Source organism: Photobacterium sp. ABD4_091 (assembly GCF_056160145.1).
Genome location: NZ_JBSWWQ010000001.1, coordinates 1,170,563 through 1,197,181, shown reverse-complemented (window position 1 = coordinate 1,197,181; position 26,619 = coordinate 1,170,563). Strand labels below are relative to the sequence as shown.

21 protein-coding genes are annotated in these 26,619 nt (G+C 51.2%); 10 read left to right on the top strand and 11 right to left on the bottom strand.

Features of this window, described 5'->3' with window-relative positions:
- The first annotated feature begins 31 nt into the window (after positions 1–31).
- From ftsA to mutT, 5 genes are all read left to right on the top strand, one after another.
- Positions 32–1,288, top strand: a complete 1,257-nt coding sequence (gene ftsA, locus ACXAGQ_RS05480; protein ID WP_475252386.1) for a cell division protein FtsA — start codon at positions 32–34, stop codon at positions 1,286–1,288.
- Between the two features lie 33 nt (positions 1,289–1,321).
- Positions 1,322–2,515: a cell division protein FtsZ gene (gene ftsZ / locus ACXAGQ_RS05475; protein ID WP_475252384.1), complete on the top strand. Its 1,194-nt coding sequence runs from the start codon at positions 1,322–1,324 to the stop codon at positions 2,513–2,515.
- A gap of 115 nt (positions 2,516–2,630) precedes the next feature.
- Positions 2,631–3,548, top strand: a complete 918-nt coding sequence (gene lpxC, locus ACXAGQ_RS05470) for a UDP-3-O-acyl-N-acetylglucosamine deacetylase (protein WP_475252382.1) — start codon at positions 2,631–2,633, stop codon at positions 3,546–3,548.
- Between the two features lie 504 nt (positions 3,549–4,052).
- On the top strand, positions 4,053–6,779 hold the full coding sequence (gene secA, locus ACXAGQ_RS05465; protein ID WP_475252380.1) for a preprotein translocase subunit SecA: 2,727 nt from the start codon (positions 4,053–4,055) through the stop codon (positions 6,777–6,779).
- Positions 6,780–6,938: 159 nt separating this feature from the next.
- The gene (gene mutT / locus ACXAGQ_RS05460; RefSeq protein ID WP_475252378.1) at positions 6,939–7,337 is read left to right on the top strand and encodes an 8-oxo-dGTP diphosphatase MutT; all 399 of its coding nucleotides are present in this window, start codon (positions 6,939–6,941) and stop codon (positions 7,335–7,337) included.
- A gap of 285 nt (positions 7,338–7,622) precedes the next feature.
- Here the strand turns inward: mutT and ACXAGQ_RS05455 are convergent, their stop codons facing one another.
- The 10 genes from ACXAGQ_RS05455 to nadC all read right to left on the bottom strand — a co-directional run bounded on the left by ACXAGQ_RS05455 (position 7,623) and on the right by nadC (position 17,589).
- Entirely contained in the window at positions 7,623–8,657 is a 1,035-nt protein-coding gene (locus tag ACXAGQ_RS05455) for an IS110 family RNA-guided transposase (protein ID WP_475251581.1), read from the bottom strand.
- 91 nt (positions 8,658–8,748) lie between these two features.
- Positions 8,749–8,967 (bottom strand): DNA gyrase inhibitor YacG, encoded by a 219-nt coding sequence (gene yacG / locus ACXAGQ_RS05450; RefSeq protein ID WP_281026339.1) that lies wholly within the window; start codon positions 8,965–8,967, stop codon positions 8,749–8,751.
- A gap of 8 nt (positions 8,968–8,975) precedes the next feature.
- On the bottom strand, positions 8,976–9,713 hold the full coding sequence (gene zapD, locus ACXAGQ_RS05445; RefSeq protein WP_475252376.1) for a cell division protein ZapD: 738 nt from the start codon (positions 9,711–9,713) through the stop codon (positions 8,976–8,978).
- A 19-nt stretch (positions 9,714–9,732) separates the two neighbouring features.
- Complete coding sequence (gene coaE / locus ACXAGQ_RS05440) at positions 9,733–10,353, bottom strand: dephospho-CoA kinase (protein ID WP_475252374.1); 621 nt, start codon at positions 10,351–10,353, stop codon at positions 9,733–9,735.
- A gap of 3 nt (positions 10,354–10,356) precedes the next feature.
- Positions 10,357–11,226 (bottom strand): prepilin peptidase, encoded by an 870-nt coding sequence (locus tag ACXAGQ_RS05435; protein WP_475252372.1) that lies wholly within the window; start codon positions 11,224–11,226, stop codon positions 10,357–10,359.
- A gap of 337 nt (positions 11,227–11,563) precedes the next feature.
- A complete protein-coding gene (locus ACXAGQ_RS05430; protein ID WP_475251581.1) occupies positions 11,564–12,598 on the bottom strand; it encodes an IS110 family RNA-guided transposase in 1,035 nt (344 codons plus the stop codon).
- Between the two features lie 209 nt (positions 12,599–12,807).
- On the bottom strand, positions 12,808–14,028 hold the full coding sequence (locus ACXAGQ_RS05425; RefSeq protein ID WP_475252370.1) for a type II secretion system F family protein: 1,221 nt from the start codon (positions 14,026–14,028) through the stop codon (positions 12,808–12,810).
- Between the two features lie 119 nt (positions 14,029–14,147).
- Positions 14,148–15,848, bottom strand: a complete 1,701-nt coding sequence (pilB, locus tag ACXAGQ_RS05420; protein WP_475252368.1) for a type IV-A pilus assembly ATPase PilB — start codon at positions 15,846–15,848, stop codon at positions 14,148–14,150.
- Positions 15,848–16,306, bottom strand: a complete 459-nt coding sequence (locus ACXAGQ_RS05415; RefSeq protein WP_475252366.1) for a pilin — start codon at positions 16,304–16,306, stop codon at positions 15,848–15,850. Before ACXAGQ_RS05415 ends, pilB begins: the two co-directional genes overlap by 1 nt.
- 395 nt (positions 16,307–16,701) lie before the next feature.
- Complete coding sequence (nadC, locus tag ACXAGQ_RS05410; protein WP_475254673.1) at positions 16,702–17,589, bottom strand: carboxylating nicotinate-nucleotide diphosphorylase; 888 nt, start codon at positions 17,587–17,589, stop codon at positions 16,702–16,704.
- Between the two features lie 364 nt (positions 17,590–17,953).
- On the opposite strand from nadC, the gene ampD reads away from it, so the two are divergent.
- The 5 genes from ampD to lpdA all read left to right on the top strand — a co-directional run bounded on the left by ampD (position 17,954) and on the right by lpdA (position 25,874).
- Positions 17,954–18,508, top strand: a complete 555-nt coding sequence (gene ampD, locus ACXAGQ_RS05405; RefSeq protein WP_475252364.1) for a 1,6-anhydro-N-acetylmuramyl-L-alanine amidase AmpD — start codon at positions 17,954–17,956, stop codon at positions 18,506–18,508.
- A 315-nt stretch (positions 18,509–18,823) separates the two neighbouring features.
- A complete protein-coding gene (pdhR, locus tag ACXAGQ_RS05400) occupies positions 18,824–19,597 on the top strand; it encodes a pyruvate dehydrogenase complex transcriptional repressor PdhR (RefSeq protein ID WP_107300054.1) in 774 nt (257 codons plus the stop codon).
- Positions 19,598–19,679: 82 nt separating this feature from the next.
- Complete coding sequence (gene aceE, locus ACXAGQ_RS05395; RefSeq protein ID WP_475252362.1) at positions 19,680–22,343, top strand: pyruvate dehydrogenase (acetyl-transferring), homodimeric type; 2,664 nt, start codon at positions 19,680–19,682, stop codon at positions 22,341–22,343.
- A gap of 14 nt (positions 22,344–22,357) precedes the next feature.
- Positions 22,358–24,259 carry a pyruvate dehydrogenase complex dihydrolipoyllysine-residue acetyltransferase gene (gene aceF, locus ACXAGQ_RS05390; RefSeq protein ID WP_475252360.1) on the top strand — a complete coding sequence of 634 codons (1,902 nt, stop codon included), beginning with the start codon at positions 22,358–22,360 and terminating at the stop codon, positions 24,257–24,259.
- Between the two features lie 184 nt (positions 24,260–24,443).
- On the top strand, positions 24,444–25,874 hold the full coding sequence (gene lpdA / locus ACXAGQ_RS05385; RefSeq protein WP_475252358.1) for a dihydrolipoyl dehydrogenase: 1,431 nt from the start codon (positions 24,444–24,446) through the stop codon (positions 25,872–25,874).
- Between the two features lie 219 nt (positions 25,875–26,093).
- Here lpdA and ACXAGQ_RS05380 read toward each other — a convergent pair whose 3' ends face one another.
- Positions 26,094–26,573 (bottom strand): hypothetical protein, encoded by a 480-nt coding sequence (locus tag ACXAGQ_RS05380; protein ID WP_475252357.1) that lies wholly within the window; start codon positions 26,571–26,573, stop codon positions 26,094–26,096.
- Positions 26,574–26,619 lie beyond the last annotated feature (46 nt).

The following is a 26,619-nucleotide window of genomic DNA, read 5'->3' as shown; positions in this document are numbered from 1 at the left end:
TTGGCTTAAGAGAATTATAAGAGTAGGCGCTATGACGAAGGCGGCAGATAAAAAACTGATAGTAGGCTTGGATATTGGCACATCCAAAGTCAGTGCTTTAGTCGGTGAAGTGCTACCGGATGGCGAAGTGAACGTTATCGGGGAAGGTAGCAGTCCGTCCGGAGGGATGGACAAAGGCGGCGTAAATGATCTCGAGTCTGTAGTCAAATCGGTACAGGGCGCGATCTACAAAGCCGAGCTGATGGCTGATTGCCAGATTTCATCGGTATTCCTGTCACTGTCGGGCAAGCATATCCGCTGCCAGACGGAAGACGGCATGGTTCCGATTTCTGACAAAGAAGTGACGCAGGATGATGTTGATAATGTCATCCACACCGCCAAATCGGTAAAAATTAGTGACGAACATAAAGTTTTGCATGTAATTCCTCAGGAGTTTGCTATTGATTATCAGGAGGGAATTAAAAACCCTGTTGGTTTATCTGGGGTACGCATGGAAGCCAGTGTTCATTTGATCACCTGCCATAACGACATGGCGCGTAATATCGTCAAGGCGGTAGAGCGCTGTGACCTTAAAGTCGATCAACTTATTTTCTCCGGCTTGGCTGCGAGCCACGCAGTGTTGACGCCCGATGAGCGTGAACTGGGTGTGTGCGTTGTTGATATTGGCGGCGGTACCATGGATATTGCCGTCTGGACCGGTGGTGCATTGCGCCATGCGGCCGTGATTCCTTATGCGGGCAATGTGGTAACCAGTGACATTGCCTATGCGTTCGGCACACCGTTGGGTGATGCCGAGGAAATTAAAGTGAAATATGGTTGTGCGCTAAGCGAACTTGTTAGCAAGGATGCCAAGGTTGATGTGCCGAGTGTCGGCGGTCGGCCTTCGCGTAGCCTGCAGAGCCAGACATTGGCGGAAGTGATAGAGCCCCGTTACAGCGAGCTGTTGGGACTGGTTAATCAGAAGCTGATAGAAGTACAAGAACAACTGCGTAATGCGGGAGTGAAGCACCAGCTGGCCGCTGGTATCGTCTTGACTGGCGGTGCGGCACAGATGGAAGGGCTTGTGGAGTGCGCCGAGCGCGTATTTAGCAACCAGGTGCGTGTTGGCCTGCCGCTCAATGTGGTAGGGCTGACCGAACATGTGCAATTCCCACATTATGCAACTGCAGTAGGTCTACTGCATTACGGAAAGGATAGTCAGACATTTGATGACAGCGAAATTGAGCAGAAGCGTTCTGTTTCTGGCTTTTTCTCTAAGCTGAGTGGCTGGTTAAGAAAAGAATTTTAACCCTGATGCGAACAGGATGGACGGAGAGAACACATGTTTGAACCGATGATGGAAATGTCTGACGAAGCAGTAATTAAAGTCATAGGCGTTGGCGGCGGCGGTGGTAATGCTGTCGATCACATGGTACGTGAATCAATCGAGGGCGTTGAGTTTATCAGTGTGAACACTGATGCTCAGGCACTACGTAAAACCAATGTAAGTACAGTGATCCAGATCGGTGGCGCAATCACCAAAGGTCTGGGCGCGGGTGCCAACCCTCAGGTTGGTCGTGACTCGGCATTGGAAGATCGCGAAGCGATCAAAGCTGAGCTTGATGGCTCGGACATGATTTTCATTGCTGCCGGTATGGGTGGCGGTACCGGTACCGGTGCAGCCCCAATCATTGCCGAGGTAGCGAAAGAGTTGGGGATCCTGACCGTTGCGGTGGTTACCAAGCCATTTAGCTTCGAAGGCAAAAAGCGTATGGCGTTTGCCGAACAGGGTATCGAGGAGCTGTCGAAGCATGTCGACTCGCTGATCACTATCCCTAACGAAAAACTGCTGAAAGTACTTGGCCGTGGTATCACGCTGCTTGACGCGTTTGCCAAGGCTAACGACGTACTGAAAAACGCCGTGCAGGGTATCGCCGAGCTGATCACCCGCCCGGGCATGATCAACGTCGACTTTGCTGACGTTCGTACAGTGATGTCTGAAATGGGCCATGCCATGATGGGCAGCGGTGTTGCCACTGGTGACGACCGTGCAGAAGAAGCGGCGGAAATGGCTATTTCGAGCCCGCTACTTGAAGATATCGACCTAGCCGGTGCGCGTGGTGTGCTTGTAAACATCACCGCTGGCCTGGACATGCGCCTGGATGAGTTCGAAACTGTAGGTAACACGGTGAAAGCCTTTGCCTCTGACAACGCGACTGTTGTTATCGGTACGTCGCTTGACCCTGAAATGTCTGATGAGCTGCGTGTAACGGTTGTTGCAACGGGTATTGGCAAAGAATGCAAGCCTGATATCACCTTGGTAACAGGTACGGCTAAGCCAGTGCAGGCAGTGGCGGCTGAGAAGCCAGCACCTGCAGCAGCACCTGCTGAAGAAGCCAAAGCTGCGCCGCTAAGTCAGCCAGCCCCGGCGGCTGAACCAGCGAACCAGCAGGCGGCAACGGCAGCAAATCCGAAGCCTCAGGCGGATCACGACTACTTGGATATCCCAGCATTTTTGCGCAAGCAAGCTGACTAAGCGCGCAATTAATTTTGGGAAACTGGTTAAAAAGTGATATGATGTGCGTCCCTGTCCTTATTTTGACGAAGGATAGGAGCCGATATCATGGCAATTTTATAGTTGAGAAAAGCAGATGATAAGACAACGTACACTGAAAAGCATTGTGCAAACGACTGGGGTGGGACTTCACTCTGGCCGTAAAGTGACGCTTATTCTTCGTCCTGCTGCTGCAAACACTGGTGTGATTTATCGCCGTACCGATTTGAATCCGCCTGTTGATTTTCCAGCAGATGCAGACTCGGTTCGCGACACCATGTTGTGTACTGCCTTGGTTAATGAGCAAGGCGTACGTATCTCAACGGTTGAGCACCTTAACGCTGCGTTGGCAGGAATGGGCATCGATAATGTGATTATCGAAGTTGATGCACCTGAAATCCCTATTATGGATGGCAGTGCGAGCCCGTTCATCTACCTGCTGCAGTCTGCCGGCATCGATACCCTGAATACGCCTAAGCGTTTCCTGCGTATCAAGAAAACTGTTCGCGTCGAAGATGGTGACAAGTGGGCAGAACTCCGTCCTTACAACGGGTTCCGTCTGGATTTCGCTATCGAGTTTAACCACCCGGCGATTGAATCAGAGCAGCAGCGTTTGGTACTGGATTTTTCCAGCCAGTCATTTGTCAAAGATATCAGCCGTGCCCGTACCTTCGGCTTCATGCGTGATATCGAATACCTCCAGTCACAAAACCTGTGTCTGGGTGGTAGCTTTGACAATGCTATCGTGCTTGACGATTACCGTATCCTTAATGATGAAGGTCTACGTTTCGACAACGAGCTTGTTACCCACAAGGTACTGGACGCCATTGGTGACCTTTACATGTGTGGCCACAATATCATTGGTGAAATGGTGGCTTACAAGTCAGGCCATGCGCTAAACAACAAGCTACTGCGTGCAGTGCTTGCCGATCAGGAAGCGTACGAGTGGTCGACCTTCACCGACGAGCAGCAGGTGCCAGTCACCTTCGCTCAGCCAGGTATGGTATTGGCCTAATTGGTCATTGCGCATCCAACGATTTCAGAAACGCCGGACTTTGTCCGGCGTTTTTTTATGCTTTGAATTCCGCGCTGGGCTGCTTTGGTGGGGCAAAGGCCGGGCATAACTCAGCTTTTAGGGCAAAAAGTGGTGGCTAAGTTCTAATTTTTCGAATATGAAAAACCTTGCCGGGGCATTTGCCATAGGCGGCACTGTCAATATGGCTTATTATATCAATCTTGGGAGGGCACATTTACCCCCTCCACGGATAGCCGATGATGTTCAATTTCTGGTATTGTTTTCATTTATCCCTTGAAATGGTCGACTCGTACCACAATATCATCAATAACCATTGTTTTTCGTATCGGCTTCCGTTGCCACACCAGTGGCGAATTTAGACGGGACAGGGATGATTAATCGCAAGTCTGGCCTCGCGCCAATCAGATATAATCCCGGTTGAAAAATTCAGATTAAGAATTCAGCCTTGATAGGCTGAAATAACTAAGAGAAAACGGCAACGCCATGTTATCAAAACTACTGACCAAAGTTATCGGTAGCCGTAACGACCGCACACTGCGTCGTATGCGCAAAATTGTTGACCAAATCAACAAGCTTGAACCTCAATTCGAAAGTTTGCAGGACGAAGAACTAAAGGCCAAAACGGTTGAGTTCCGTGAGCGTCTGGAGCAGGGTGAAAACCTAGATCAGCTACTGCCAGAAGCCTTTGCAACGGTACGTGAAGCGTCCAAGCGTGTATTCGGTATGCGCCACTTCGACGTTCAGCTTATCGGTGGTATGGTACTGAACGCTTGCCAAATCGCAGAGATGCGTACCGGTGAGGGTAAAACCCTAACGGCAACCCTGCCAGCTTACCTTAACGCCCTAACCGGCAAAGGCGTTCACATCGTAACGGTGAATGACTACCTGGCTGCGCGTGATGCCGAAACCAACCGTGCACTATTTGAATTCCTGGGCATGAGCGTTGGCGTTAACGTGCCGAACATGCCGCCTCAGGCGAAGAAAGAAGCCTACGCTGCCGACATCCTTTACGGTACAAACAACGAATTTGGTTTTGACTACCTGCGTGACAACATGGCATTCCGCCCGGAAGACCGCGTACAGCGCGAGCGCTTCTTTGCGGTAGTCGATGAAGTTGACTCCATCCTTATCGATGAAGCCCGTACCCCGCTAATTATCTCGGGCCCTGCGGAAGATAGCTCTGAGCTTTACACCAAGATCAACACCCTGATCCCACAACTGGTCAAGCAGGATCAGGAAGACAGCGAAGAATACCGTGGCGAAGGCCACTACACGGTTGATGAAAAGTCGAAGCAAGCCCACCTAACCGAGAACGGTCAGGAGTTTGTTGAAGAGCTGCTTAAGCAAAATGGCATGATGGAAGAGGACGATACCCTTTATTCACCAGCCAACATCAGCTTGCTGCACCACGTTAACGCTGCGCTGCGTGCCCATGTTCTGTTCGAGCGTGACGTTGACTACATTGTTAAAGACGACGAAGTGATCATCGTCGATGAGCACACCGGCCGTACCATGCCGGGCCGCCGCTGGTCTGAAGGTCTGCACCAGGCTGTAGAAGCCAAAGAAGGGGTGAAGATCCAGAATGAGAACCAGACGCTGGCGTCAATCACGTTCCAGAACTACTTCCGCCTGTACTCAAAACTGTCAGGCATGACAGGTACAGCCGATACTGAAGCATTCGAATTCCAGTCTATCTACGGCCTTGAAACCGTAGTACTACCAACCAATAAGCCAATGATCCGTGATGACATGGGTGACTTGGTTTACATGACCGAGCTGGAAAAATTTGCCGCTATCAGCGAAGACATCAAGAACCGTGTCGAGAACGGCCAGCCTGTTCTAGTGGGTACGGTATCGATTGAGAAATCTGAGCTGCTGTCTAAATCGCTGAAGAAACAGGGTATCAAGCACGAAGTCTTGAACGCCAAGTTCCACGAGCGTGAAGCTGATATCGTTGCCCAGGCGGGTGCACCAAAAGCGGTGACTATCGCAACTAACATGGCCGGCCGTGGTACGGATATCGTACTGGGTGGTTCGTGGCAGAGCGAAGTTGCCAAGCTGGACAACCCAACAGATGCTCAAATTGCCAAAATCAAAGCGGATTGGCAGGTTAAACACGATGCGGTTCTAGCATCAGGTGGTCTGCACATCATCGGTACCGAGCGTCACGAATCTCGCCGTATCGATAACCAGCTACGTGGTCGTTCTGGCCGTCAGGGTGATGCTGGTTCTTCTCGTTTCTACCTATCAATGGAAGATGGCTTGATGCGTATCTTCGCGTCGGATCGTGTGTCTAACATGATGAAGAAGCTGGGTATGGAAGAAGGCGAAGCGATTGAGCACCCATGGGTGACCAAGGCTATCGAGAACGCCCAGCGCAAAGTTGAAGGCCGTAACTTCGATATCCGTAAGCAGCTGCTTGAATTCGATGACGTGGCAAACGACCAGCGTAAGGTGGTTTACGAGCTACGCGATGAGCTGATGAATGCTGAAGATATCAGCGAAATGATCGAGCAGAACCGCGAAGACGTGATCCAAGCCGTTATCGATGGCTACATCCCGCCGCAGTCGCTGGAAGAGATGTGGGACATCCAGGGCCTAGAAGAGCGCCTGAAGGCTGACTACGACATGGAGCTACCTATCCAGGAGTGGCTGGACAGCGAAGAGAAGCTGTACGAAGAAGCGTTGCGTGAGCGTATCGTCGAGAAAGCGGTTGAGATCTACCGCCACAAAGAAGAAGTGGTTGGTGCGCCAGTACTGCGTAACTTCGAGAAGACGGTGATGCTGCAGAACCTGGATACGCTATGGAAAGAACACCTAGCGGCGATGGATCACCTGCGCCAGGGTATCCACCTACGTGGTTATGCCCAGAAGAACCCGAAACAGGAATACAAGCGCGAGTCGTTTGAGCTGTTCGAAGGTATGCTGGAGAGCCTGAAGTCTGATGTGATTGCGATCCTTAGCAAGGTACGTGTTCAGCAGCAGGAAGAAGTTGAGCGTGTTGAAGAAGAGCGCCGCCGTCAGGCAGAAGAGCTCGCTCGCCGCCAGCAGTTCCAGCACCAGAACGCGGAAAACCAAATTGCCGACGAAAGCCAGGAAAGCGACGAAGCGGCACCTTACCAGCGTGAAGAGCGCAAGGTAGGCCGTAACGAGCCTTGCCCATGTGGCTCTGGCAAGAAGTACAAGCAATGCCACGGTAAAATCAACTAGCCGGGCTGCTTAACCGATATAAAAGGCCGCATTCGCGGCCTTTTTTCTATACCGGGGTACCGAGATAACGCCATAGAGTGCTTAATAAAGTATCTTGCACCGGGTATAAGCTTAAAGAAGAGATCTGCTCAGCAGGCAACGAAAGAGAAAGGAACAGGTTTGGAAAAGAAACAAGTGTGGATTTCGGCAGGGATCATCCTCAATGCCGAGCAGGACAAAGTTTTTATTACCCAGCGCGCCGCCAAAGCGCACAAGGGCGGCTTTTGGGAGTTTGCCGGAGGCAAGGTGGAAGCCGGTGAAACAGCCGAACAGGCGGTGATCAGGGAGCTTCACGAGGAGGTCGGTATCCAGGCAACAAAGCTAGAGCACTTCATGGCACTGGAGCACGACTACCCAGAGAAGTCGCTGAAGTTTGATTTCTTCTTGGTACGCGCCTTTGAGGGCAAGGCTTACGGCAAAGAAGGGCAGCCAAGCGAGTGGGTATGCCTGAAAGAGCTAACTAACTACGCTTTCCCGGAGGCGAATGAGGTGGTGCTGGAGAAGTTGATGGCGTTGTAAAATAGATCCTAGATCCTAGATCCTAGAGGAAGGGAGCCTTTGCTCCTTCTAGGCTCTAGGTTCTTATATGGACTCCCTTGGGAAATCAACAAAGAAAAAAACCAAAACAAGGTATAGATGCGCACTTATATACGGGCTTCTTTGGGGAGCTACCCCGCCCTAAAATGTAGTCGCACCAGTAAGCTAACTCTAGGAAGCGGTATTTAGGTACCTCAGAACCCATCTAGCTTTTACTGGTCGGTCTTACCTGTTTTACATCGCTCTTTGCAGATTATGAGCAGTGTACTAAGTCAACTCAACTGGCTGGTACACTGAGTCATTCTTTAATATCGCATACGCTGTACGCACTGTCTTATTGGCAAGGGCTACCGCGGCTATCTTCTGTCCCCTTCTCATGACTAATGCTTGGAGCCATTGTTCTTTATGCGTTCTCGCTGGACGTTTCATTACCTGAGTAATGACTGAAAGCGCTCCTTGAAAAAGTGTTGAACGAAGTCGCTTGTCTGCACTGTACTTTGAGATATTGATTATCCGTTCTTGGCCACCAGAACTATGCTGCCTTGGGGTGAGACCTATATTGGCTGAAGCCTGCCTGCCATTGGCAAAGCTCTCTCCTCGTCCTAGTTTGACGGCTAAACCTATTGCACATATCGGCCCAACGCCTTCAAGCTTCATCAACTTTTGGCAAACATTGTTCGACTTTACCGTGGCTTCAAGCTGCTTTTCTAAGGCTTCGGTATGTTCAATCTGGGCAAGGAGGTGTTCCCATAATCGGTGTAACATTTCCCTAAAACTACCAGGTAACCGGTTATCCCCATCTTCGAGAATATAGGGTATTTTCTCTCTCAAGCTTTTGAGGCCTTTTGGAGCGACGATACCAAACTCGGCTAATAGCCCTCTAATTTGATTACTTTGTGCAATTTGATGGGACGTTGCTAATTGGCGGGCTCGCTCTAAGGATTGCAGTGCCTGTTCATCGGCCGATTGGACACGGACACTAGGGATATGGGCTTGAGCAGCAGCAACAGCTATTGCCAATGCATCATTCCTATCCGTTTTCTGCTTGATTTGGAAAGCCTTAACAGCTCGGGCATTGATGACTTTTACTTCATGCCCGAGCTCAGCAGCATACCTTGCCCAATAATGGGAACTACTGCAGGCTTCCATTGCGACTAAAGCCACTTTCTCGTTAGCAAGCAGCTCCTTGAGCTTTGCCCGGGTCATTTCCCGATTGAAGAATACTTTGCCTTGCGGGCTTCGCTTGCAAACTTGGAAAACATTCTTTGCTAAGTCGATGGCCAATGTATTAAGGTCGTTCATGTATGGACTCCTTTTGGCTAATCTTTCGTCGGATTAAGACCGTAACTCCTCAGGGAGAGGGAGTCCATACATCTAGGATCACAAAACCTCGTTAGTACCCCATATCTTCCGACCAGCCATCGGAATCCGACATATCCGGCGCGCCTGGGATCGCCTTCTCTTCTTCGGCCCACTCACCCAAATCGATCAGCTGGCAGCGTTTGCAGCAGAACGGACGGAATGGGCTCTGCTCGCCCCAAACAACCTCGGTTTGGCAGGTAGGGCATTTCACCACTGTAATCGGCGTGGTTGGCGTGTTGGATTGCGTCACTTGTTACCTCAGCAAATCGCTAGTTTAAATTCTATCTTCTCGGCAATACCGGCGCCTTCTTCAAATTGCATGAAACGGATGGCAAACCGGCTGCGGTGCCCCGATATCATAGGGTAGACACCATGGCTAGGGCAAATTTCAAGCCGGATCAAACTGGCTTCGTCCGCTTCATGCTGGAAGAAACCACCGCGTGCTACCTGGTCTTGGAACTGGCCGGTTTCCCGTACTAGCTTGAGCCACAGGTTGAGGGCAACGCTCAGCTCTTTGATTTGCGACAGCCAATTGGCCAGATCACTTTGCTTGTGGGCCAGTGGCAGGTGCAGCCAGTGGTGCAAGGCGGGCAGGTCAAAACAACAGCTGCCGCCGGGGATAGACAAGCGTTGCTTGATCCCGCCAAGGAAGCGGTCTTCGCGCAAGGCTTGGCCGAGGCGGTTGGACGTAAGCAACTGGTGCTGGGCAAGCTCTAGCTGATCGAGCAATGCCAGCAGGGCGCTTTGATCAACACCTTCGATATTAAGCCACTGCTTGAGGCGGCCGCGCTGCTTTTCCAGATCCTTGGCGAGCTCTGATTTGAGCTGGATCTGGTCGAGGATTTCCAGCAAATCAAACAGGGCACGGAAGAATAGCTGATGCTGCCACGGATCAGCGAGCTCGCTGGCATGCTGCATTTGGCGGATCAGGTACTCGAGGCGAAGGTAAATCCGTACCTTCTCGTTTAGCGGGTGTTCAAAGCGATTTACTTGCATATCAACCTACCCAAATTAGTTAGCACTGCGGCGTATTGTTCTGCTGGCGGCTCAGCGCCAGGTATTGTTGGTGCAGTTTGGCAACTTGCTGTTCAAGGTTGCTACCATTGCCATTATTGCAGATCACATCATCGGCCGCTGCAAGGCGTTGCTCGCGGCTGGCCTGGGAAGCCAGAATGCTGCGGACCTGCTCGGCTGGAACATTATCCCGCTGCTGGGTCCGGGCGATCTGGATCTCTTCATCGACATCGACCACCAACAGGCGATCTGTCATTGCCTGTAGGTTGTTCTCCACCATTAGCGGCACAACCAGCAAGCAATAAGGCGACTGGGCGGCAGCAATATCTTGCTGCATCTTTTCCCTGATCATCGGATGCAATAGTTGGTTAAGCCATTCTTTTAATTGATTGTCACTGAAGATGGCTTCACGCAGCTTACTGCGGTTAAGCGTGCCATCTGTCAGCAAGATGTCAGAACCCAGCTTATCAACAATGGCTTGCAAACCAGCACTGCCGGGCTCGACCACTTCGCGGGCCACGATATCGGCATCGATGATCTCGACCTGCTGGTCTGCAAACAAGTTGGCTACAGTGGTTTTGCCGCTACCGATCCCGCCGGTTAAGCCTACAACGAAAGACATCGATCAAAGCCCCAAATAGTTGGTTAGGTACCAGTTGAGCAACGGCTCACCCCATAGCATGGCCACCCAGCCAGCAATAGCCAGGTAAGGGCCAAAAGAAAATGGCTGTTGGCCATCAGCTTGCTGGCGGCGCATCATGATAATGCCGCAGATAGCCCCCACCAGTGAAGAAAACAACACCACAAAAGGCAATAGCTGCCAGCCAAGCCAGGCGCCAAGTGCTGCCAATAGCTTGAAGTCACCGTAACCCATGCCTTCCTTGCCGGTCAGCAGTTTGAAGGTCCAATACAGGCTCCATAGCGACAGGTAACCGGCCATGGCACCGATAACAGCATCTTGCAGGCTGACAGGGGAAATACCCAGTAGCGACAGCATCAAGCCCGCCCACATCAAAGGCAGGGTGATTTGATCCGGCAGCAGCATCTTGTCGATATCGATAAAGGTCAGGGCGATCAGGGAAAAGCTGAACAGGATCACCGCCAGTGACCATACCGAAGCAGGCAGGGTAAGGGCGATAGTGGTGCTGATTGCTGCGGTCAGTACTTCGATCGCCGGGTAGCGGGCACTGATGCTGGCCTTGCAGTTGCGGCATTTGCCTCCGAGCAGCAGCCAGCTGATCACCGGGATATTATCCCACATGCTGATTTGATGCTGGCAGTGCGGGCAGCGCGAGCGCGGGATACTGAGGTTGAAGGTGCCGGTATCTGGCTGGGGGGCAAGCTCCGGGAAATACTCGGTGCAGTCGGCTCTCCACTGGCGTTCCATCATAATAGGCAGGCGGTGGATCACCACATTGAGGAAGCTACCTACCAGCAAACCAAAAATGGCCGCAAAGGCAGGGAATAACCAGGGGTATACAACCAGCAACATCATGAAAAAACTCTCATATTACTCAATGGGAATATTGTAGGGGAAATGGGGTAGGGATCATAGGAAAAGCAGAGTCTAGATCCTAGCGCCTAGATCCTAGATTTTAAGAGCTGGGTTCTTATATGGACTCCCTTGGGAAATCAACAAAGAAAAAAACCAAAACAAGGTATAGATGCGCACTTATATACGGGCTTCTTTGGGGAGCTACCCCGCCCTAAAATGTAGTCGCACCAGTAAGCTAACTCTAGGAAGCGGTATTTAGGTACCTCAGAACCCATCTAGCTTTTACTGGTCGGTCTTACCTGTTTTACATCGCTCTTTGCAGATTATGAGCAGTGTACTAAGTCAACTCAACTGGCTGGTACACTGAGTCATTCTTTAATATCGCATACGCTGTACGCACTGTCTTATTGGCAAGGGCTACCGCGGCTATCTTCTGTCCCCTTCTCATGACTAATGCTTGGAGCCATTGTTCTTTATGCGTTCTCGCTGGACGTTTCATTACCTGAGTAATGACTGAAAGCGCTCCTTGAAAAAGTGTTGAACGAAGTCGCTTGTCTGCACTGTACTTTGAGATATTGATTATCCGTTCTTGGCCACCAGAACTATGCTGCCTTGGGGTGAGACCTATATTGGCTGAAGCCTGCCTGCCATTGGCAAAGCTCTCTCCTCGTCCTAGTTTGACGGCTAAACCTATTGCACATATCGGCCCAACGCCTTCAAGCTTCATCAACTTTTGGCAAACATTGTTCGACTTTACCGTGGCTTCAAGCTGCTTTTCTAAGGCTTCGGTATGTTCAATCTGGGCAAGGAGGTGTTCCCATAATCGGTGTAACATTTCCCTAAAACTACCAGGTAACCGGTTATCCCCATCTTCGAGAATATAGGGTATTTTCTCTCTCAAGCTTTTGAGGCCTTTTGGAGCGACGATACCAAACTCGGCTAATAGCCCTCTAATTTGATTACTTTGTGCAATTTGATGGGACGTTGCTAATTGGCGGGCTCGCTCTAAGGATTGCAGTGCCTGTTCATCGGCCGATTGGACACGGACACTAGGGATATGGGCTTGAGCAGCAGCAACAGCTATTGCCAATGCATCATTCCTATCCGTTTTCTGCTTGATTTGGAAAGCCTTAACAGCTCGGGCATTGATGACTTTTACTTCATGCCCGAGCTCAGCAGCATACCTTGCCCAATAATGGGAACTACTGCAGGCTTCCATTGCGACTAAAGCCACTTTCTCGTTAGCAAGCAGCTCCTTGAGCTTTGCCCGGGTCATTTCCCGATTGAAGAATACTTTGCCTTGCGGGCTTCGCTTGCAAACTTGGAAAACATTCTTTGCTAAGTCGATGGCCAATGTATTAAGGTCGTTCATGTATGGACTCCTTTTGGCTAATCTTTCGTCGGATTAAGACCGTAACTCCTCAGGGAGAGGGAGTCCATACATCTGGGAAGTGCTGATCCCTGGAAGAGTGAGCAGAACGAAGAGAATAGTGTGATATAGCTACCTAGTTAACGCTTCATTAACTCCCCAATCTAGACCCTGGCTCTAGGAACTAGGATCCAGGATCTCGCACCTTACTCCTACCCCACTACACTCATCAGTTTGAACACCGGCATATACATGGCAACCAGCAGCCCGCCGATAACGGTACCGAGGAAGATGATGATTAGCGGCTCGAGGATTTTGCCCAGGTTATCGACGGTGTTGTCGACGTCGCTCTCATACGTGAAGGCTATTTTATTGAGCATGTCGTCAATGGAGCCGGACTCTTCACCGATCATCACCATCTGCAGCATCAACTCAGGGAAGACCTCGCTGTGACGCAGGGCGAGGTGGAGCGGCATACCGGCCGCGGTATTGCTGTGTGCACCTACAATGGCTTGTTCTATATGGCGGTTGCCAGCGGTCTTGCCTGCCGCCTCGATACCAGTCAGCAAGGGGATCCCCGATGAAAAAGTGGTGGCAAGGGTACGGGCAAAACGGGCAATAGCCGCTTTTAGCATGATAGGGCCGATGATAGGGACGGCGAGCAGGGCACGGTGAACCCGGAGCTTGTTCCGGTCTGATTTGCGATAAGCGGAGACAGCCAGCAGGATAGTTATGGTTAAGCCTAGTGCGAGCAGCAGGCCATCCCTTTGCAAGAACTCGGAAACATCAATGATTTTCTGGGTAAACCATGGCAGCTCGGCACCAAATCCTTTGAAAATATTGGCAAATTGCGGGATGACAAAAATCAGCATCATCAAAGTGACCCCGACGGCAGTCAGGGACACCATGGTCGGGTAAATCATTGCCTTGATGACTTTCTTGCGCATAGCTTCGCTTTTTTCGCGGTAGGTGGCAAGGCGCTCGAATGCCTGGGCGAGGTGGCCGGTCTGCTCGCCGGTGGCGACCAGGTCGCAATAGAAGTTATCGAACAGCGGTGAGCTGGTATTCAATGCTCTGGCCAGGCTGGAACCGGCTTCAACTTGGTTGCTGACCATGGTCAGCGTGGCCCTGGCCTCAGCCTTGTTGTGGCTGTGGGCAATCAGCTTGAGCGCCTGGACGACCGGAACCCCCGAGTTGACGATGGTGGCCAGTTGGCGGGTAATGGCGGTGACGTCCTTGGCAGTGAGCTGGTTGCGGCGCTTGCTTAGTGACGATGGTTTGAAGCGCTTGATTTTTTTGACTTGGATTTTTTGCTCGCTGAGCCGGGCACGGATCTCAGGTTCTTGGTAGCCAACCATAATGCCGGCCAGGCGCTTGCCTGTCGGGTTCACTCCGCGCCAGCGGTAATAGCGTAATTTGCTTTCCTTGGCCATGCTTCACTCTCTAGCAATTCTATTTTTCTATTCGTTGTTAATTATTAATGTCTTGCGGTTAAAGGCTTTGTGGTTAATCGCTCTGCGGTTAAAGGTACTGGGTTAAAGGCCTTGCGCGGTTAGGCAAAGTGCAGCACGCGCTGTAGCTCGGCGAGGCTGGTGGTTCCCTGCCGCAGTTTTTCGGTGCCGGCTTGCTTGAGGGTGATCATACCCTGCCGGCAGGCAATATCTTCCAGCTCCAATGTGCTGGCACCTTGCATCAGGGCCTGTGACAACTGGCGGGAAAACGGCATGACTTCATAAATACCGACACGCCCGAGATAACCTTTGTTGCAGTCATCGCAGCCATTCGGGCTAGCTTGGAATAGCTCGGCTTCCAAAGGGATACCGAGTTTCGAGCGCAGCATCGGGTCGAGTGCATCCGGCTGCTTGCAGGACGGGCATAACCGCCGGGCTAGGCGCTGGGCGATGATCAGGCTAAGCGATGAAGCCAGGTTGAAATCCTCGATCCCCATGTTGGACAGCCGGGTGATGGTCTCTGCCGCTGAATTAGTATGTAGGGTGGACAACACCAGGTGTCCGGTTTGGGCGGCTTTTACTGCAATGCTGCCGGTTTCGAGGTCGCGTATTTCACCGACCATGACGACATCTGGATCCTGGCGCAAGAAGGCCCGCAGGGCTTCGGCAAAACCCAAGCCGGTGGCTGGGTTGATCTGGACCTGGTTGATCCCCGGCAGGTTGATCTCTACCGGGTCTTCGGCGGTGGAAATATTACGCGCCTCGGTATTGAGGATCCTTAGCCCGGCATACAGGGAAACGGTCTTGCCGCTACCGGTCGGGCCGGTCATCAGGATCATTCCCTGCGGCTGGGCCAATGCATCGAGGTAAGCTTGTTTCTGGCTGGCGTTGTAGCCCAGGTGGTCAATGTCTAGCTGGCTGCTGCCGGCATCGAGGATCCGCAGCACCACCTTCTCCCCCCACATGGTCGGCAGGGTCGAGACCCGTAAGTCAACCGATACGCTATCGGACAGCTTGAGCTTGATCCGGCCATCCTGCGGGATCCGCCGCTCGGCAATATTGAGCCGCGACATCACCTTGAGCCTGGTCGACAGCCGGCGTGACAGGTTGGCTGGCGGAGTTGCATACTGATGTAGGATACCGTCGCAGCGAAAGCGGATCCGGTAGTGCTTCTCGTAAGGCTCAAAGTGGATATCCGAGGCGTGCTTGCGCAGGGCATCGAGCAGGGTTTGGTTGATATAGCGGGTAACCGGCGCGCTGTCGCTGCTAAGGTCTGTGGTGTCATCTACCAGTTCGCCATCGCTCAGCTCGACCAGCTCATTCAGCTCGCTGTCACTGATCCCGCGCTGCGGCGCGTGCTGCTCGGTACCTTTGAGCTCGCTGCCGTAAACCCGGCGGATAGCTGCCTCGAGCTGCTTGTGGTCGAGCAGCATCGGCTCGACATGCTTGCCGGTGGCAAAGCGGAATTCGTCAAGGGCATCGAGGTAGGTCGGATCTGACAGGCCGATAAACAGGGTGTTGTCGGTGGCGCTGAGTGGCAGCACCCGGTGGCGCAGGATCAAGTCACGCAGGTTGAGGGTTTTGCAGCATTTGGCGTAGTCATACTGGTGGGCATCGACCAGTGCAACAGCAAAAATCACTTCCAGCTGGCGCGCCAAGTCCTGGCTGGTCATGATCCCGAGGCCAATTAACGCCGCAGGTACAGACAGGTTTTCTGCCTGTACCTGGTCAATCACCTGTTGCAACTGCACCGGGCTGATTAAGTCAGCCTGGTGCAGGATTGAAGCGAGGTTGGTGTGCATTAGCTTGTTGGGCACCAATCAGAACTGCCTGTACCAGTACATGCTACAGCCCAAACTACTCCATTGGTATCGAGTGTAGGAGTTACTTTTATCACCGCGTCTGTTGGAAGTGAGCCTTTAGTTTTGTTAGCCGTTATGGATACAGATATTTCCGTATTTGTGTCTACTGTACCTAATGTTGCCTGTTTTACGTTTGATGTAATTTCAAAGCTGTCATTACCACTTGCAAATGTTTGCTTGTCAGGAACCCCACCTTGTTTATCAGAACAATCAGCCTTACCACCAAGTAAACAGATTCCTACGGCTGTTTTAAATGCGGCAGTTGCACTTAACATCTCACTTGCATGTGCTCGCTTAGTGTAATTTTGATATGCGGGTACTGCAAAAGCTGACAATATCCCAATAATCGCCACCACTATCATCAACTCAATCAGCGTAAAGCCTTTTTGTCCTTTCATTGTTTTGTCCTTGTATTTGTTGCCATCACTTGTCTATGTGTTGCCAGCATACCCTTGATATTCAAGGTGTTTTATTCCCGGTTAGGGCTTGCTGGAAATGGTTCAAGAAAATGAATGTTTTGTTGCATCTGTTGCAATGCAAGTTGCGAGTGATTTTGCGCTAGGCTGAGGGTGGGGAGGCAAAAACGTGCCTCAGAAAAAGGGTTTAAGTGTTTGAAGTTGTTGACTTAATTATCACTATTTCACAATTGTAGCCAATAGCCAATAGCCAATAGCCAATAGCCAATAGCCAATAGCCAAATACAAAAACAGGCACCCGAAGGAGCCTGCTTGAATTCTGGACTGTAGCGGCAGGGTTTATTTGAAAGCCTATTTTAAACCGTCTATTAAAACGCCTATTTAAACCGCATCGACAAATCCATTGCCTTGAGGTGTTTGGTCAGGGCGCCGACCGAGATGTAGTCCACACCCGTTTGGGCAAACTCACGGATTGTCTCCAGCGTCACGTTGCCGGAGTTCTCCAGCGCGGCGCGGCCAGCGTTGATTTTCACCGCTTCACGCATCATGTCGGTGGTGAAGTTGTCCAGCATGATGATATCGGCGCCGGCATCAATGGCTTGCTGCAGCTCATCGAGTGACTCGGTTTCGACTTCGACCGGCTTGCCCGGGTTGAGCTGCTTGGCGGTGCTGATCGCCTGCTCGATACCGCCACAGGCGATGATGTGGTTTTCCTTGATAAGGTAGGCGTCAAACACACCGATACGGTGGTTGTAGCCGCCGCCGCAGGTCACGGCATATTTCAGTGCGCTGCGCAGGCCCGGAATTGTCTTGCGGGTATCCAGCAGGCGGCACTCGGTACCTTCTAGCTGCTTGGCATATTCAGCGACTGTGGTGGCACAGCCTGACAGGGTCTGGATGAAGTTCATCGCGTTGCGCTCGCCGGTCAGCAAAATGCGTGACGGGCCGCGCAGGGTGCATAGGATCTGGTTGGGTTCAACCTTGTCGCCGTCTTCAACATGCCACTCAATACTGGCTTCGCCGCCAAGTTGGCGGAACACTTCTTCGGCCCACATCTGGCCGCAGAAAATACCGTGCTCGCGGGTGATGATAGTGGCGACCCCTTGGGCATCTGCCGGGATCAAGCCGGCCGTCACATCGCGGCTGGCATCTATCTCGCCACCGAGGTCTTCACGCAGGGTGTCGGCAACGGCACGGGTAATTTCGAGGGGAAGCTGCTGTTTAAGGTAATTCAAGCGCGATTCGCTGTCGTGCTTCTTTTCCATTTGAGTCATGACAAATCCGTAGCAAGGTTTGGCTGCTGAATAGGGGCGGGAGCCGCTCCCTGGTTTTTGTGGCGCTGATCATACCGCGATGAGCGGTGAGATCCTAGGTGCGAGTGGCTTGTTACCAGGAAAAGAGGGAAAAGGTGGTGCTAGGGAGCGAGTTCCTGGTTCAGCGAGTTCCTAGTTTCTGGATCCTAGATCCTAGTTCATAGAAAAAGCGGGGAGCAAGATAAGAGGGAAAGCAGGAGGAGCTAAAAATAAGGGCAAAGAGCTTGACGTATAATTGTTATCATTGAATGCTTTTGTGACCCAGGTTCTAGGACCAATCTAGGAACTAGGAACTCGCCTCTAGGATCTCATTAAAATGTTAACAATTAACCAAGACCACTGGCTGGAAGGGGTCAAGCATGTGCCATCGCCGTTCCATGATGCCAGGCCGGATGGTAACGATATTTCGCTGCTGGTTGTGCATAATATCAGCTTGCCGCCGGGTCAGTTCGGTGGACCGTATATCGAACAGCTCTTTACCGGCACCCTAAAACCTGACGAACATCCCTATTTCGAGTTAATTTCTGGCTTTCGGGTATCAGCCCACTGTCTAATTATGCGAAATGGCGATATTATCCAGTTCGTTCCGTTTGATTGTCGAGCTTGGCATGCGGGTGTGTCGACATTTGCAGGCCGTGATAAATGCAACGACTACTCGATCGGGATTGAACTGGAAGGAACGGACACCATTCCATATACCAAAGCCCAGTATGACACGCTGTCTACACTGAGTCGGGTTTTGCTCGACCACTACCCACGTATGGATACCAGCCGGATCACCGGCCATGAGTTTATCGCACCCGGCCGCAAGACCGACCCGGGGCTGGCCTTCGATTGGCTAGCGTATAAGTGCTCATTATTGAACAACTAATCGCCAATCAGCACCACAGCTGATGAGAAAATTGGCGGGGAAATGTAACAAGCAATTGGTCTGACCATTGTTTGTTTTCTCGCCAGACCTTGCCCTAACCCCTGTTGACTACTAGTGTTTGCCATGTTTTAACAAGTTTTCATAATTTGAAATTTTTGTTAAATCACCCCTCATTCTATGATTTCAATCAAGTTGTCGGTAGACATCCTCAATTATTTCTGTAAACTTTCCTTCCATAGTTAAATTGGTAATACCAATTATCCGCATTCCGGACCACCTTGAAACGCAATAAGTACAACCAAGAATCAATAACTAATGACTTATAAACGAATTCGCCAACCCAAGCTCTCCGATGCTATCGAGCAGGAACTGGAGCATCTGATCCTTGAGGGAATCTTGTCCCCGGGGCAGCAGCTGCCGCCTGAGCGTGAGCTGGCAAAGCAATTCGATGTTTCTCGCCCGTCTGTCCGTGAAGCTATCCAGCGCCTAGAAGCAAAAAAACTGCTCACGCGCCGCCAGGGTGGCGGTACCTTTGTGACCGAAAAGCTATGGCAGAGCTTTTCCGAGCCACTGTTGGAACTTCTTTCCGCCCACCCAGAGACCCAGCTTGACTTGCTGGAGTCGCGCCACGCCCTTGAGGGCCTAGCCGCCTACTATGCCGCCCTGCGCGGCAACGAAGAAGATTTCACCCGTATCCGTGACTGCCATTCACGTATACAGGACGCCCAGCAGCAAGGTGATTTGCCGGCCGAAGCCGCCGCTGTGATGCAATACCTGATAGCGGTGACCGAGTCCGCACACAACGTGGTATTGCTCCATATCATCCGTAGCCTTGCCCCCCTGCTGGAGCAAAACGTATTACAAAACTTTGAGCTCCTGAACCGTCGCCCAGAAGTGGTGGAAAAGGTGCGCAATCATCGAGCCAACATTGTCCAGGCGATTGTTTCGGGTGAGCCCGTACAGGCCCGCGAAGCATCGCATGCACATTTGGCTTATATCGAGGAAACCTTGTTGGATTTATCGCGAGAAGACAGTAGACGAGAACGCTCTCTTCGCCGCATTCAACAACGCAAGGACGGGCTGGATTAGTACCCCTCATATAAGCCGAGGGCACTAGTAAACAGTCGCGACATTGTTAGTTTTGTAGATTATCAACGAAAGGATAGATCGCATGTCTGAAGTCATGAAAAATGACGTGGACGCACTGGAAACTCAAGAGTGGCTAGCAGCCCTTGAGTCAGTCGTTCGTGAAGAAGGTGTAGAACGCGCCCAGTTCCTACTTGAGCAAGTACTGGACAAGGCTCGTCTTGATGGCGTAGATATGCCAACTGGCATGACCACCAACTACATCAATACGATCCCAGCAGCGCAAGAGCCTGCTTACCCAGGTGACACAACACTTGAGCGTCGTATTCGTTCCATTATCCGTTGGAACGCAATCATGATCGTACTACGTGCTTCTAAGAAAGATTTGGACCTAGGTGGCCACATGGCTTCTTACCAGTCTGCATCTGCATTCTACGAAGTATGTTTCAACCACTTCTTCCGTGCACCAAACGAAGTGGATGGCGGCGATTTAGTTTACTACCAGGGCCACATCTCTCCAGGTATCTATTCTCGCGCATTTGTTGAAGGCCGCTTGACTGAAGAGCAGCTAGACAACTTCCGTCAAGAAGTTGATGGTAAAGGTATCCCTTCATACCCGCACCCTAAACTAATGCCTGAGTTCTGGCAGTTCCCGACCGTATCTATGGGTCTGGGGCCAATCTCTGCTATCTACCAAGCACGTTTCCTTAAGTACCTAGAAGGCCGTGGCCTTAAAGATACCTCAGCACAGCGCGTATACGCGTTCCTAGGTGACGGTGAGATGGATGAGCCAGAATCACGCGGTGCGATCTCGTTCGCTGCTCGTGAAAAACTGGACAACCTATGTTTCCTAATCAACTGTAACCTACAGCGTCTTGACGGCCCGGTAATGGGTAACGGCAAGATCATCCAAGAGCTAGAAGGCCTATTCAAAGGTGCTGGCTGGAACGTTGTTAAGGTTATCTGGGGCAACAACTGGGATGCACTACTAGCGAAAGATACCTCTGGTAAGCTACTACAGCTTATGAACGAGACTATCGATGGTGACTACCAGACGTTCAAGTCTAAAGACGGCGCCTACGTACGTGAGCACTTCTTTGGCAAGTACCCAGAAACAGCTGCACTAGTTTCTGACATGACTGATGAGCAAATCTTCGAGCTGAAGCGTGGTGGCCACGATTCTTCGAAACTATTTGCTGCATTCAACAATGCACAAGAAACTGGCGGCAAGCCAACTGTGATCCTAGCTAAGACTGTTAAAGGTTACGGCATGGGTGAAGCAGCTGAAGGTAAGAACATCGCTCACGGCGTGAAGAAAATGGACATGACACATGTTCAGCACCTACGTGACCGCCTAGGCCTTCAAGACATCCTTTCAGACGAGAAGATCAAAGAGCTTCCTTACCTGAAACTGGAAGAAGGTTCGCCTGAGTACGAATACATGCACGCTCGTCGTAACGCGCTGCACGGTTACACGCCTAAGCGTCTGCCTAAGTTCACTCAAGAATTCAAAGTGCCTGAGCTAGATGCGTTCTCTTCTCTACTTGTTGAGCAGAAGCGTGAAATCTCTACCACAATGGCTTACGTACGTACGCTAAACATCCTTCTGAAAGATAAGAGCATCGGTAAGAACATCGTGCCAATTATCTGTGACGAAGCGCGTACTTTCGGTATGGAAGGCCTATTCCGCCAGGTAGGTATCTACAACCCGCACGGCCAGGAATACACGCCTGAAGACCGCGGTGTAGTGTCTTACTACAAAGAAGCGACTTCTGGCCAGGTTCTGCAAGAAGGTATCAACGAACTAGGTTCAATGGCATCTTGGGTTTCTGCTGCGACTTCATACAGCACCAACGATCTGCCAATGATCCCGTTCTACATCTACTACTCAATGTTCGGTTTCCAGCGTATTGGTGACATGGCATGGCTAGCAGGTGACCAACAAGCTCGTGGCTTCCTACTAGGCGCGACGGCTGGCCGTACAACCCTAAACGGTGAAGGCCTGCAGCACGAAGATGGTCACTCGCACATCCAGGCGAATACTATCCCGAACTGTATCTCTTACGACCCAACGTTTGCTTACGAGCTTGCGGTAATCATGCAAGACGGTATCCGTCGCATGTACGGCGAGAACCAAGAGAACGTGTTCTATTACCTAACGGTAATGAACGAAAACTACGCGATGCCAGCAATGCCTGAAGGCGCTGAAGAAGGCATCCGTAAGGGTATCTACAAGCTAGAATCTTACGCGGGCGATAAGAAAGTTCAGCTGATGAGCTCTGGTACTATCATGAACGAAGTACGCAAAGCTGCACAGATCCTGAGCGATGACTACGGTGTTGCTTCTGACGTTTACTCTGTGACTTCGTTCAACGAACTAACACGTGACGGCCAGGATGCAGAGCGCTTCAACATGCTTCACCCAGAAGCAGAAGCGAAAGTACCTTACATCACTGAAGTGATGGGTACTGAGCCTGCAATCGCTGCGACTGACTACATGAAGAACTACGCAGAGCAAGTTCGTGCGTACATGCCTTCTGAGTCTTTCAAAGTACTTGGTACTGACGGTTTCGGCCGCTCTGACAGCCGTGCGAACCTACGCCGCCACTTCGAAGTTAATGCTGGCTACGTTGTTGTTGCAGCACTGACTGAACTGGCTAAGCGTGGTGATGTTGAGAAATCAGTAGTTGCACAAGCAATTGCTAAGTTCGACATCGACGCAGACAAGATCAACCCGCTATACGCGTAAGAGGCAAATTAAACATGGCAATCGAAATTAATGTACCTGACATCGGTGCGGATGAGGTTGAAGTAACTGAGATTCTTGTTAGCGTTGGCGACAAGGTTGAAGAAGAGCAGTCACTGATCACTGTAGAAGGCGACAAGGCTTCTATGGAAGTCCCTGCTTCTCAGGCGGGTATCGTTAAAGAAATCAAAGTTGCTGAAGGCGACAATGTTTCTACCGGTTCTCTAATCATGATTTTCGAAGCCGAGGGTGCTGCAGCTGCAGCACCTGCTCCTGCGGCTGAAGCAGCTCCTGCTGCTCCAGCAGCAGCGGCTCCTGCTACTTCAGAGCTTAAAGAAGTTCACGTACCGGATATCGGTGGCGACGAAGTAGAAGTAACTGAAATCATGGTTGCAGTTGGCGACAGCATCGAAGAAGAGCAGTCTCTTCTTACTGTTGAAGGCGACAAAGCATCAATGGAAGTACCTGCACCATTTGCAGGTACTCTAAAAGAGATCAAAGTAGCGGCAGGCGATAAAGTATCGACTGGCTCTCTTATCATGATCTTCGAAGCGGCAGGCTCTGCTCCTGCGGCAGCGCCAGCAGCCGTAGAAGCGCCAGCGGCGGCTCCTGCAGCGGCAGCAGCAAAAGAAGTTAACGTTCCAGACATCGGCGGTGATGAAGTAGAAGTTACTGAAATCATGGTTGCTGTTGGCGATACAGTGGAAGAAGAGCAATCTCTGATCACTGTTGAAGGTGACAAGGCTTCTATGGAAGTTCCTGCACCATTCGCAGGTACGGTTAAAGAAATCAAGATTGCAGCTGGCGACAAAGTGTCAACTGGCTCGCTAATCATGGTCTTCGAAGTGGCGGGCGCAGCACCTGCAGCGGCTCCGGCTCCTGCGGCAGCAGCTCCAGCGCCAGCAGCGGTCGAGTCGTCGAACCGTCCTGCTCCAGCAGCACCTGCGGCGGCAGCTCCGGCTTCAACGGGTGATTTCCAGGAAAACAACGAGTACGCTCACGCGTCTCCAGTTGTTCGCCGTCTTGCTCGCGAGTTCGGTGTTAACCTTTCTAAGGTTAAAGGTACTGGCCGTAAGAACCGTATCCTGAAAGAAGACGTACAGAACTTCGTGAAAGATGCACTTAAGCGTCTTGAGTCTGGTGCTGCGGCATCTGGCAAAGGCGACGGCTCTGCGCTTGGCCTACTACCATGGCCGAAAGTTGACTTCAGCAAGTTCGGTGACACCGAAGTTCAGAAGCTGTCTCGCATCAAGAAGATTTCAGGTGCCAACCTACACCGTAACTGGGTAATGATCCCTCACGTTACACAGTGGGACAGCGCCGATATCACAGCGCTTGAAGCTTTCCGTAAAGAGCAGAACGCGATTGAAGCGAAGAAAGACTCTGGCATGAAGATCACGCCACTTGTGTTCATCATGAAAGCGGTAGCGAAAGCACTTGAAGCCTTCCCAGCATTTAACTCTTCTCTGTCTGAAGACGGTGAAAGCCTGATCCTGAAGAAGTACGTTAACGTGGGTATCGCAGTTGATACGCCAAACGGCCTTGTTGTTCCTGTATTCAAAGACGTGAACAAGAAAGGTATCTACGAGCTATCTGATGAGCTGAAAGCGATTTCTAAGAAAGCACGTGCTGGTAAACTAACAGCTTCTGACATGCAAGGCGGTTGTTTCACTATCTCAAGCCTAGGCGGTATCGGCGGTACTGCGTTCACGCCAATCGTGAATGCACCAGAAGTTGGTATCCTGGGTGTATCTAAGTCTGAAATGAAGCCTGTGTGGAACGGCAAAGAGTTCGAACCACGCCTACAGCTTCCGCTATCTCTATCATACGACCACCGTGTGATCGATGGCGCGGAAGGTGCTCGCTTCATTACATACCTGAACGCGTGTCTGTCTGACATTCGCCGTCTGGTACTTTAAGGTTTCCTAACCCAACCTCCATGCCTGCAAAAGCGGGCATGGAAGTGTTGAGTAGCTCACAGGCTATAGCAATTTACTTTTCAGTTTGTTAACACCTCTGTAAAATCGTTAGCCAGCTGAAACAAAAAAAGTAGAACACGAATACTTAGCCTGTTAGGGATAAAAGACTTACAACGAGGTCATGATGAGTAAAGAAATTAAAGCCCAGGTAGTGGTGCTGGGTTCAGGCCCTGCAGGTTACTCTGCGGCATTCCGTAGCGCCGACCTAGGCCTAGATACGGTACTAATCGAAAAATACAGCACGCTTGGTGGTGTATGTCTAAACGTGGGCTGTATCCCATCTAAAGCCCTGCTTCACGTTGCTAAAGTAATCGAAGAAGCTAAAGCGATGGCCGACCACGGTATCGTATTTGGTGAACCACAGACTGATATCTCTAAGATCCGTCTATGGAAAGAAAAAGTAATTACCCAGCTAACTGGCGGTCTTGGCGGTATGGCTAAGATGCGTAAAGTTAATGTAGTGAACGGCTACGGTAAGTTTACTGGTCCTAACACTATCGTTGTTGAGGGCGAAGACGGTCCAACAACTATTACTTTCGACAACGCTATCGTTGCGGCAGGTTCTCGTCCAATCGAGCTACCGTTCATCCCGCACGAAGACCCACGTATCTGGGACTCAACTGACGCACTTGAGCTGAAAGAAGTTCCTGAAAAGCTACTTGTAATGGGTGGCGGTATCATCGGCCTTGAAATGGGTACGGTATACCACGCGCTGGGTTCAGAGATCGACGTGGTTGAGATGTTCGACCAGGTTATCCCTGCTGCTGACAAAGACATCGTTAAAGTCTTTACCAAGCGTATCAAGAAGAAATTCAACCTGATGCTAGAAACCAAAGTAACCGCTGTAGAAGCGCGTGAAGACGGTATCTACGTATCAATGGAAGGCAAGAAAGCTCCTGCTGAGCCAGTACGTTACGACGCAGTTCTTGTGGCAATCGGCCGTGTACCAAACGGTAAGCTGATCGACGCAGAGAAAGCGGGTATCGAAGTTGACGAGCGCGGCTTCATCAACGTCGACAAGCAGATGCGCACTAACGTTGCTCACATCCATGCTATCGGTGATATCGTTGGCCAGCCAATGCTTGCTCACAAAGGTGTGCATGAAGGCCACGTTGCCGCTGAAGTTATCTCTGGTAAGAAGCACTACTTCGACCCTAAAGTTATTCCTTCAATCGCTTACACCGAGCCAGAAGTGGCATGGGTTGGTAAGACCGAGAAAGAAGCGAAAGCTGAAGGCATCAACTACGAAGTGGCTACTTTCCCATGGGCTGCTTCTGGCCGTGCAATCGCTTCTGACTGTGCAGACGGTATGACGAAGATGATCTTCGACAAAGACACTCACCGTGTTATCGGTGGTGCTATCGTAGGTACTAACGGTGGTGAGCTGCTGGGTGAAATCGGTCTGGCGATCGAGATGGGCTGTGATGCAGAGGATATCGCTCTGACTATCCACGCTCACCCAACGCTACACGAATCTGTTGGTCTGGCTGCAGAGGTATTCGAAGGCTCAATCACTGACCTTCCAAACCCGAAAGCGGTTAAGCGCAAGAAGTAATTCTTGCTGCTTTGAAAGATATGAAAAAAGCGCCCGAGGGCGCTTTTTTGCGTTTGGAACGGGAAGGGAAGATCCTAGAACCTAGATCCTGGAAGGAGCACTAATCGGGCCTAGGGAAGGCAAGGTCTGAGTTAAGTATCTGATACTTTTGTTTTTATTGAGGCTTCCCCCCCGAGCCCAGCCTCCCCAGAATCGAGGAACTAGGATCCAGCCTCCTATTCATGGATACGCATACCCATTGCTATCCACCGCAAACACATCGGTGATTGGACTGATACCGGTATCGGCGAACATTACTACCATCAGCAGGGACTGTTGCTGCTTGCCGATGGTCAGGGTCTGGCTGAGCTGACCGTTGTCGGTGACCTTCATTAGCAACTGGGAGTCCGGGTTAGGGACAGGGCTGCTGTCGCTGCCAGTCCAGTCTTGGTAGAAGGCAATGTAGGCGCGCTGGTTGGTAATATCGCTGACATCAACGCTGACATCCAATTGCTGGCTGGTGGTGAAGTCGTAACCGGGGGCAACCTTGATGCTCGCCATGGTCACCGTTTCTTCCTCGCTGCTTCCAACGTCACCGGCATCAGCATCAGCTGGGGAGCTGCCAGGTGAGGCACTGTCGCCGCCTCCGCCGCCCCCACATGCACTGAGCCCCATAGCCAGAATCCAACCGCAAAGTAATCGCTTGTACTGTTTCATCATCAAATCCTCTTGTTATATTCCTGAATCCAAAGCTTGAACATTGCAG

Excerpts from the sequence above, each read along its gene's own strand:
- ftsA (WP_475252386.1), top strand. The coding sequence starts at position 32 with ATGACGAAGGCGGCAGATAAAAAACTGATAGTAGGCTTGGATATTGGC.
- ftsZ (WP_475252384.1), top strand. The coding sequence starts at position 1,322 with ATGTTTGAACCGATGATGGAAATGTCTGACGAAGCAGTAATTAAAGTC.
- lpxC (WP_475252382.1), top strand. The coding sequence starts at position 2,631 with ATGATAAGACAACGTACACTGAAAAGCATTGTGCAAACGACTGGGGTG.
- secA (WP_475252380.1), top strand. The coding sequence starts at position 4,053 with ATGTTATCAAAACTACTGACCAAAGTTATCGGTAGCCGTAACGACCGC.
- ACXAGQ_RS05455 (WP_475251581.1), bottom strand. The coding sequence starts at position 8,657 with ATGAACGACCTTAATACATTGGCCATCGACTTAGCAAAGAATGTTTTC.
- zapD (WP_475252376.1), bottom strand. The coding sequence starts at position 9,713 with ATGCAAGTAAATCGCTTTGAACACCCGCTAAACGAGAAGGTACGGATT.
- coaE (WP_475252374.1), bottom strand. The coding sequence starts at position 10,353 with ATGTCTTTCGTTGTAGGCTTAACCGGCGGGATCGGTAGCGGCAAAACC.
- ACXAGQ_RS05435 (WP_475252372.1), bottom strand. The coding sequence starts at position 11,226 with ATGATGTTGCTGGTTGTATACCCCTGGTTATTCCCTGCCTTTGCGGCC.
- ACXAGQ_RS05430 (WP_475251581.1), bottom strand. The coding sequence starts at position 12,598 with ATGAACGACCTTAATACATTGGCCATCGACTTAGCAAAGAATGTTTTC.
- ACXAGQ_RS05425 (WP_475252370.1), bottom strand. The coding sequence starts at position 14,028 with ATGGCCAAGGAAAGCAAATTACGCTATTACCGCTGGCGCGGAGTGAAC.
- pilB (WP_475252368.1), bottom strand. The coding sequence starts at position 15,848 with ATGCACACCAACCTCGCTTCAATCCTGCACCAGGCTGACTTAATCAGC.
- ACXAGQ_RS05415 (WP_475252366.1), bottom strand. The coding sequence starts at position 16,306 with ATGAAAGGACAAAAAGGCTTTACGCTGATTGAGTTGATGATAGTGGTG.
- nadC (WP_475254673.1), bottom strand. The coding sequence starts at position 17,589 with ATGGAAAAGAAGCACGACAGCGAATCGCGCTTGAATTACCTTAAACAG.
- ampD (WP_475252364.1), top strand. The coding sequence starts at position 17,954 with ATGTTAACAATTAACCAAGACCACTGGCTGGAAGGGGTCAAGCATGTG.
- pdhR (WP_107300054.1), top strand. The coding sequence starts at position 18,824 with ATGACTTATAAACGAATTCGCCAACCCAAGCTCTCCGATGCTATCGAG.
- aceE (WP_475252362.1), top strand. The coding sequence starts at position 19,680 with ATGTCTGAAGTCATGAAAAATGACGTGGACGCACTGGAAACTCAAGAG.
- aceF (WP_475252360.1), top strand. The coding sequence starts at position 22,358 with ATGGCAATCGAAATTAATGTACCTGACATCGGTGCGGATGAGGTTGAA.
- lpdA (WP_475252358.1), top strand. The coding sequence starts at position 24,444 with ATGAGTAAAGAAATTAAAGCCCAGGTAGTGGTGCTGGGTTCAGGCCCT.
- ACXAGQ_RS05380 (WP_475252357.1), bottom strand. The coding sequence starts at position 26,573 with ATGATGAAACAGTACAAGCGATTACTTTGCGGTTGGATTCTGGCTATG.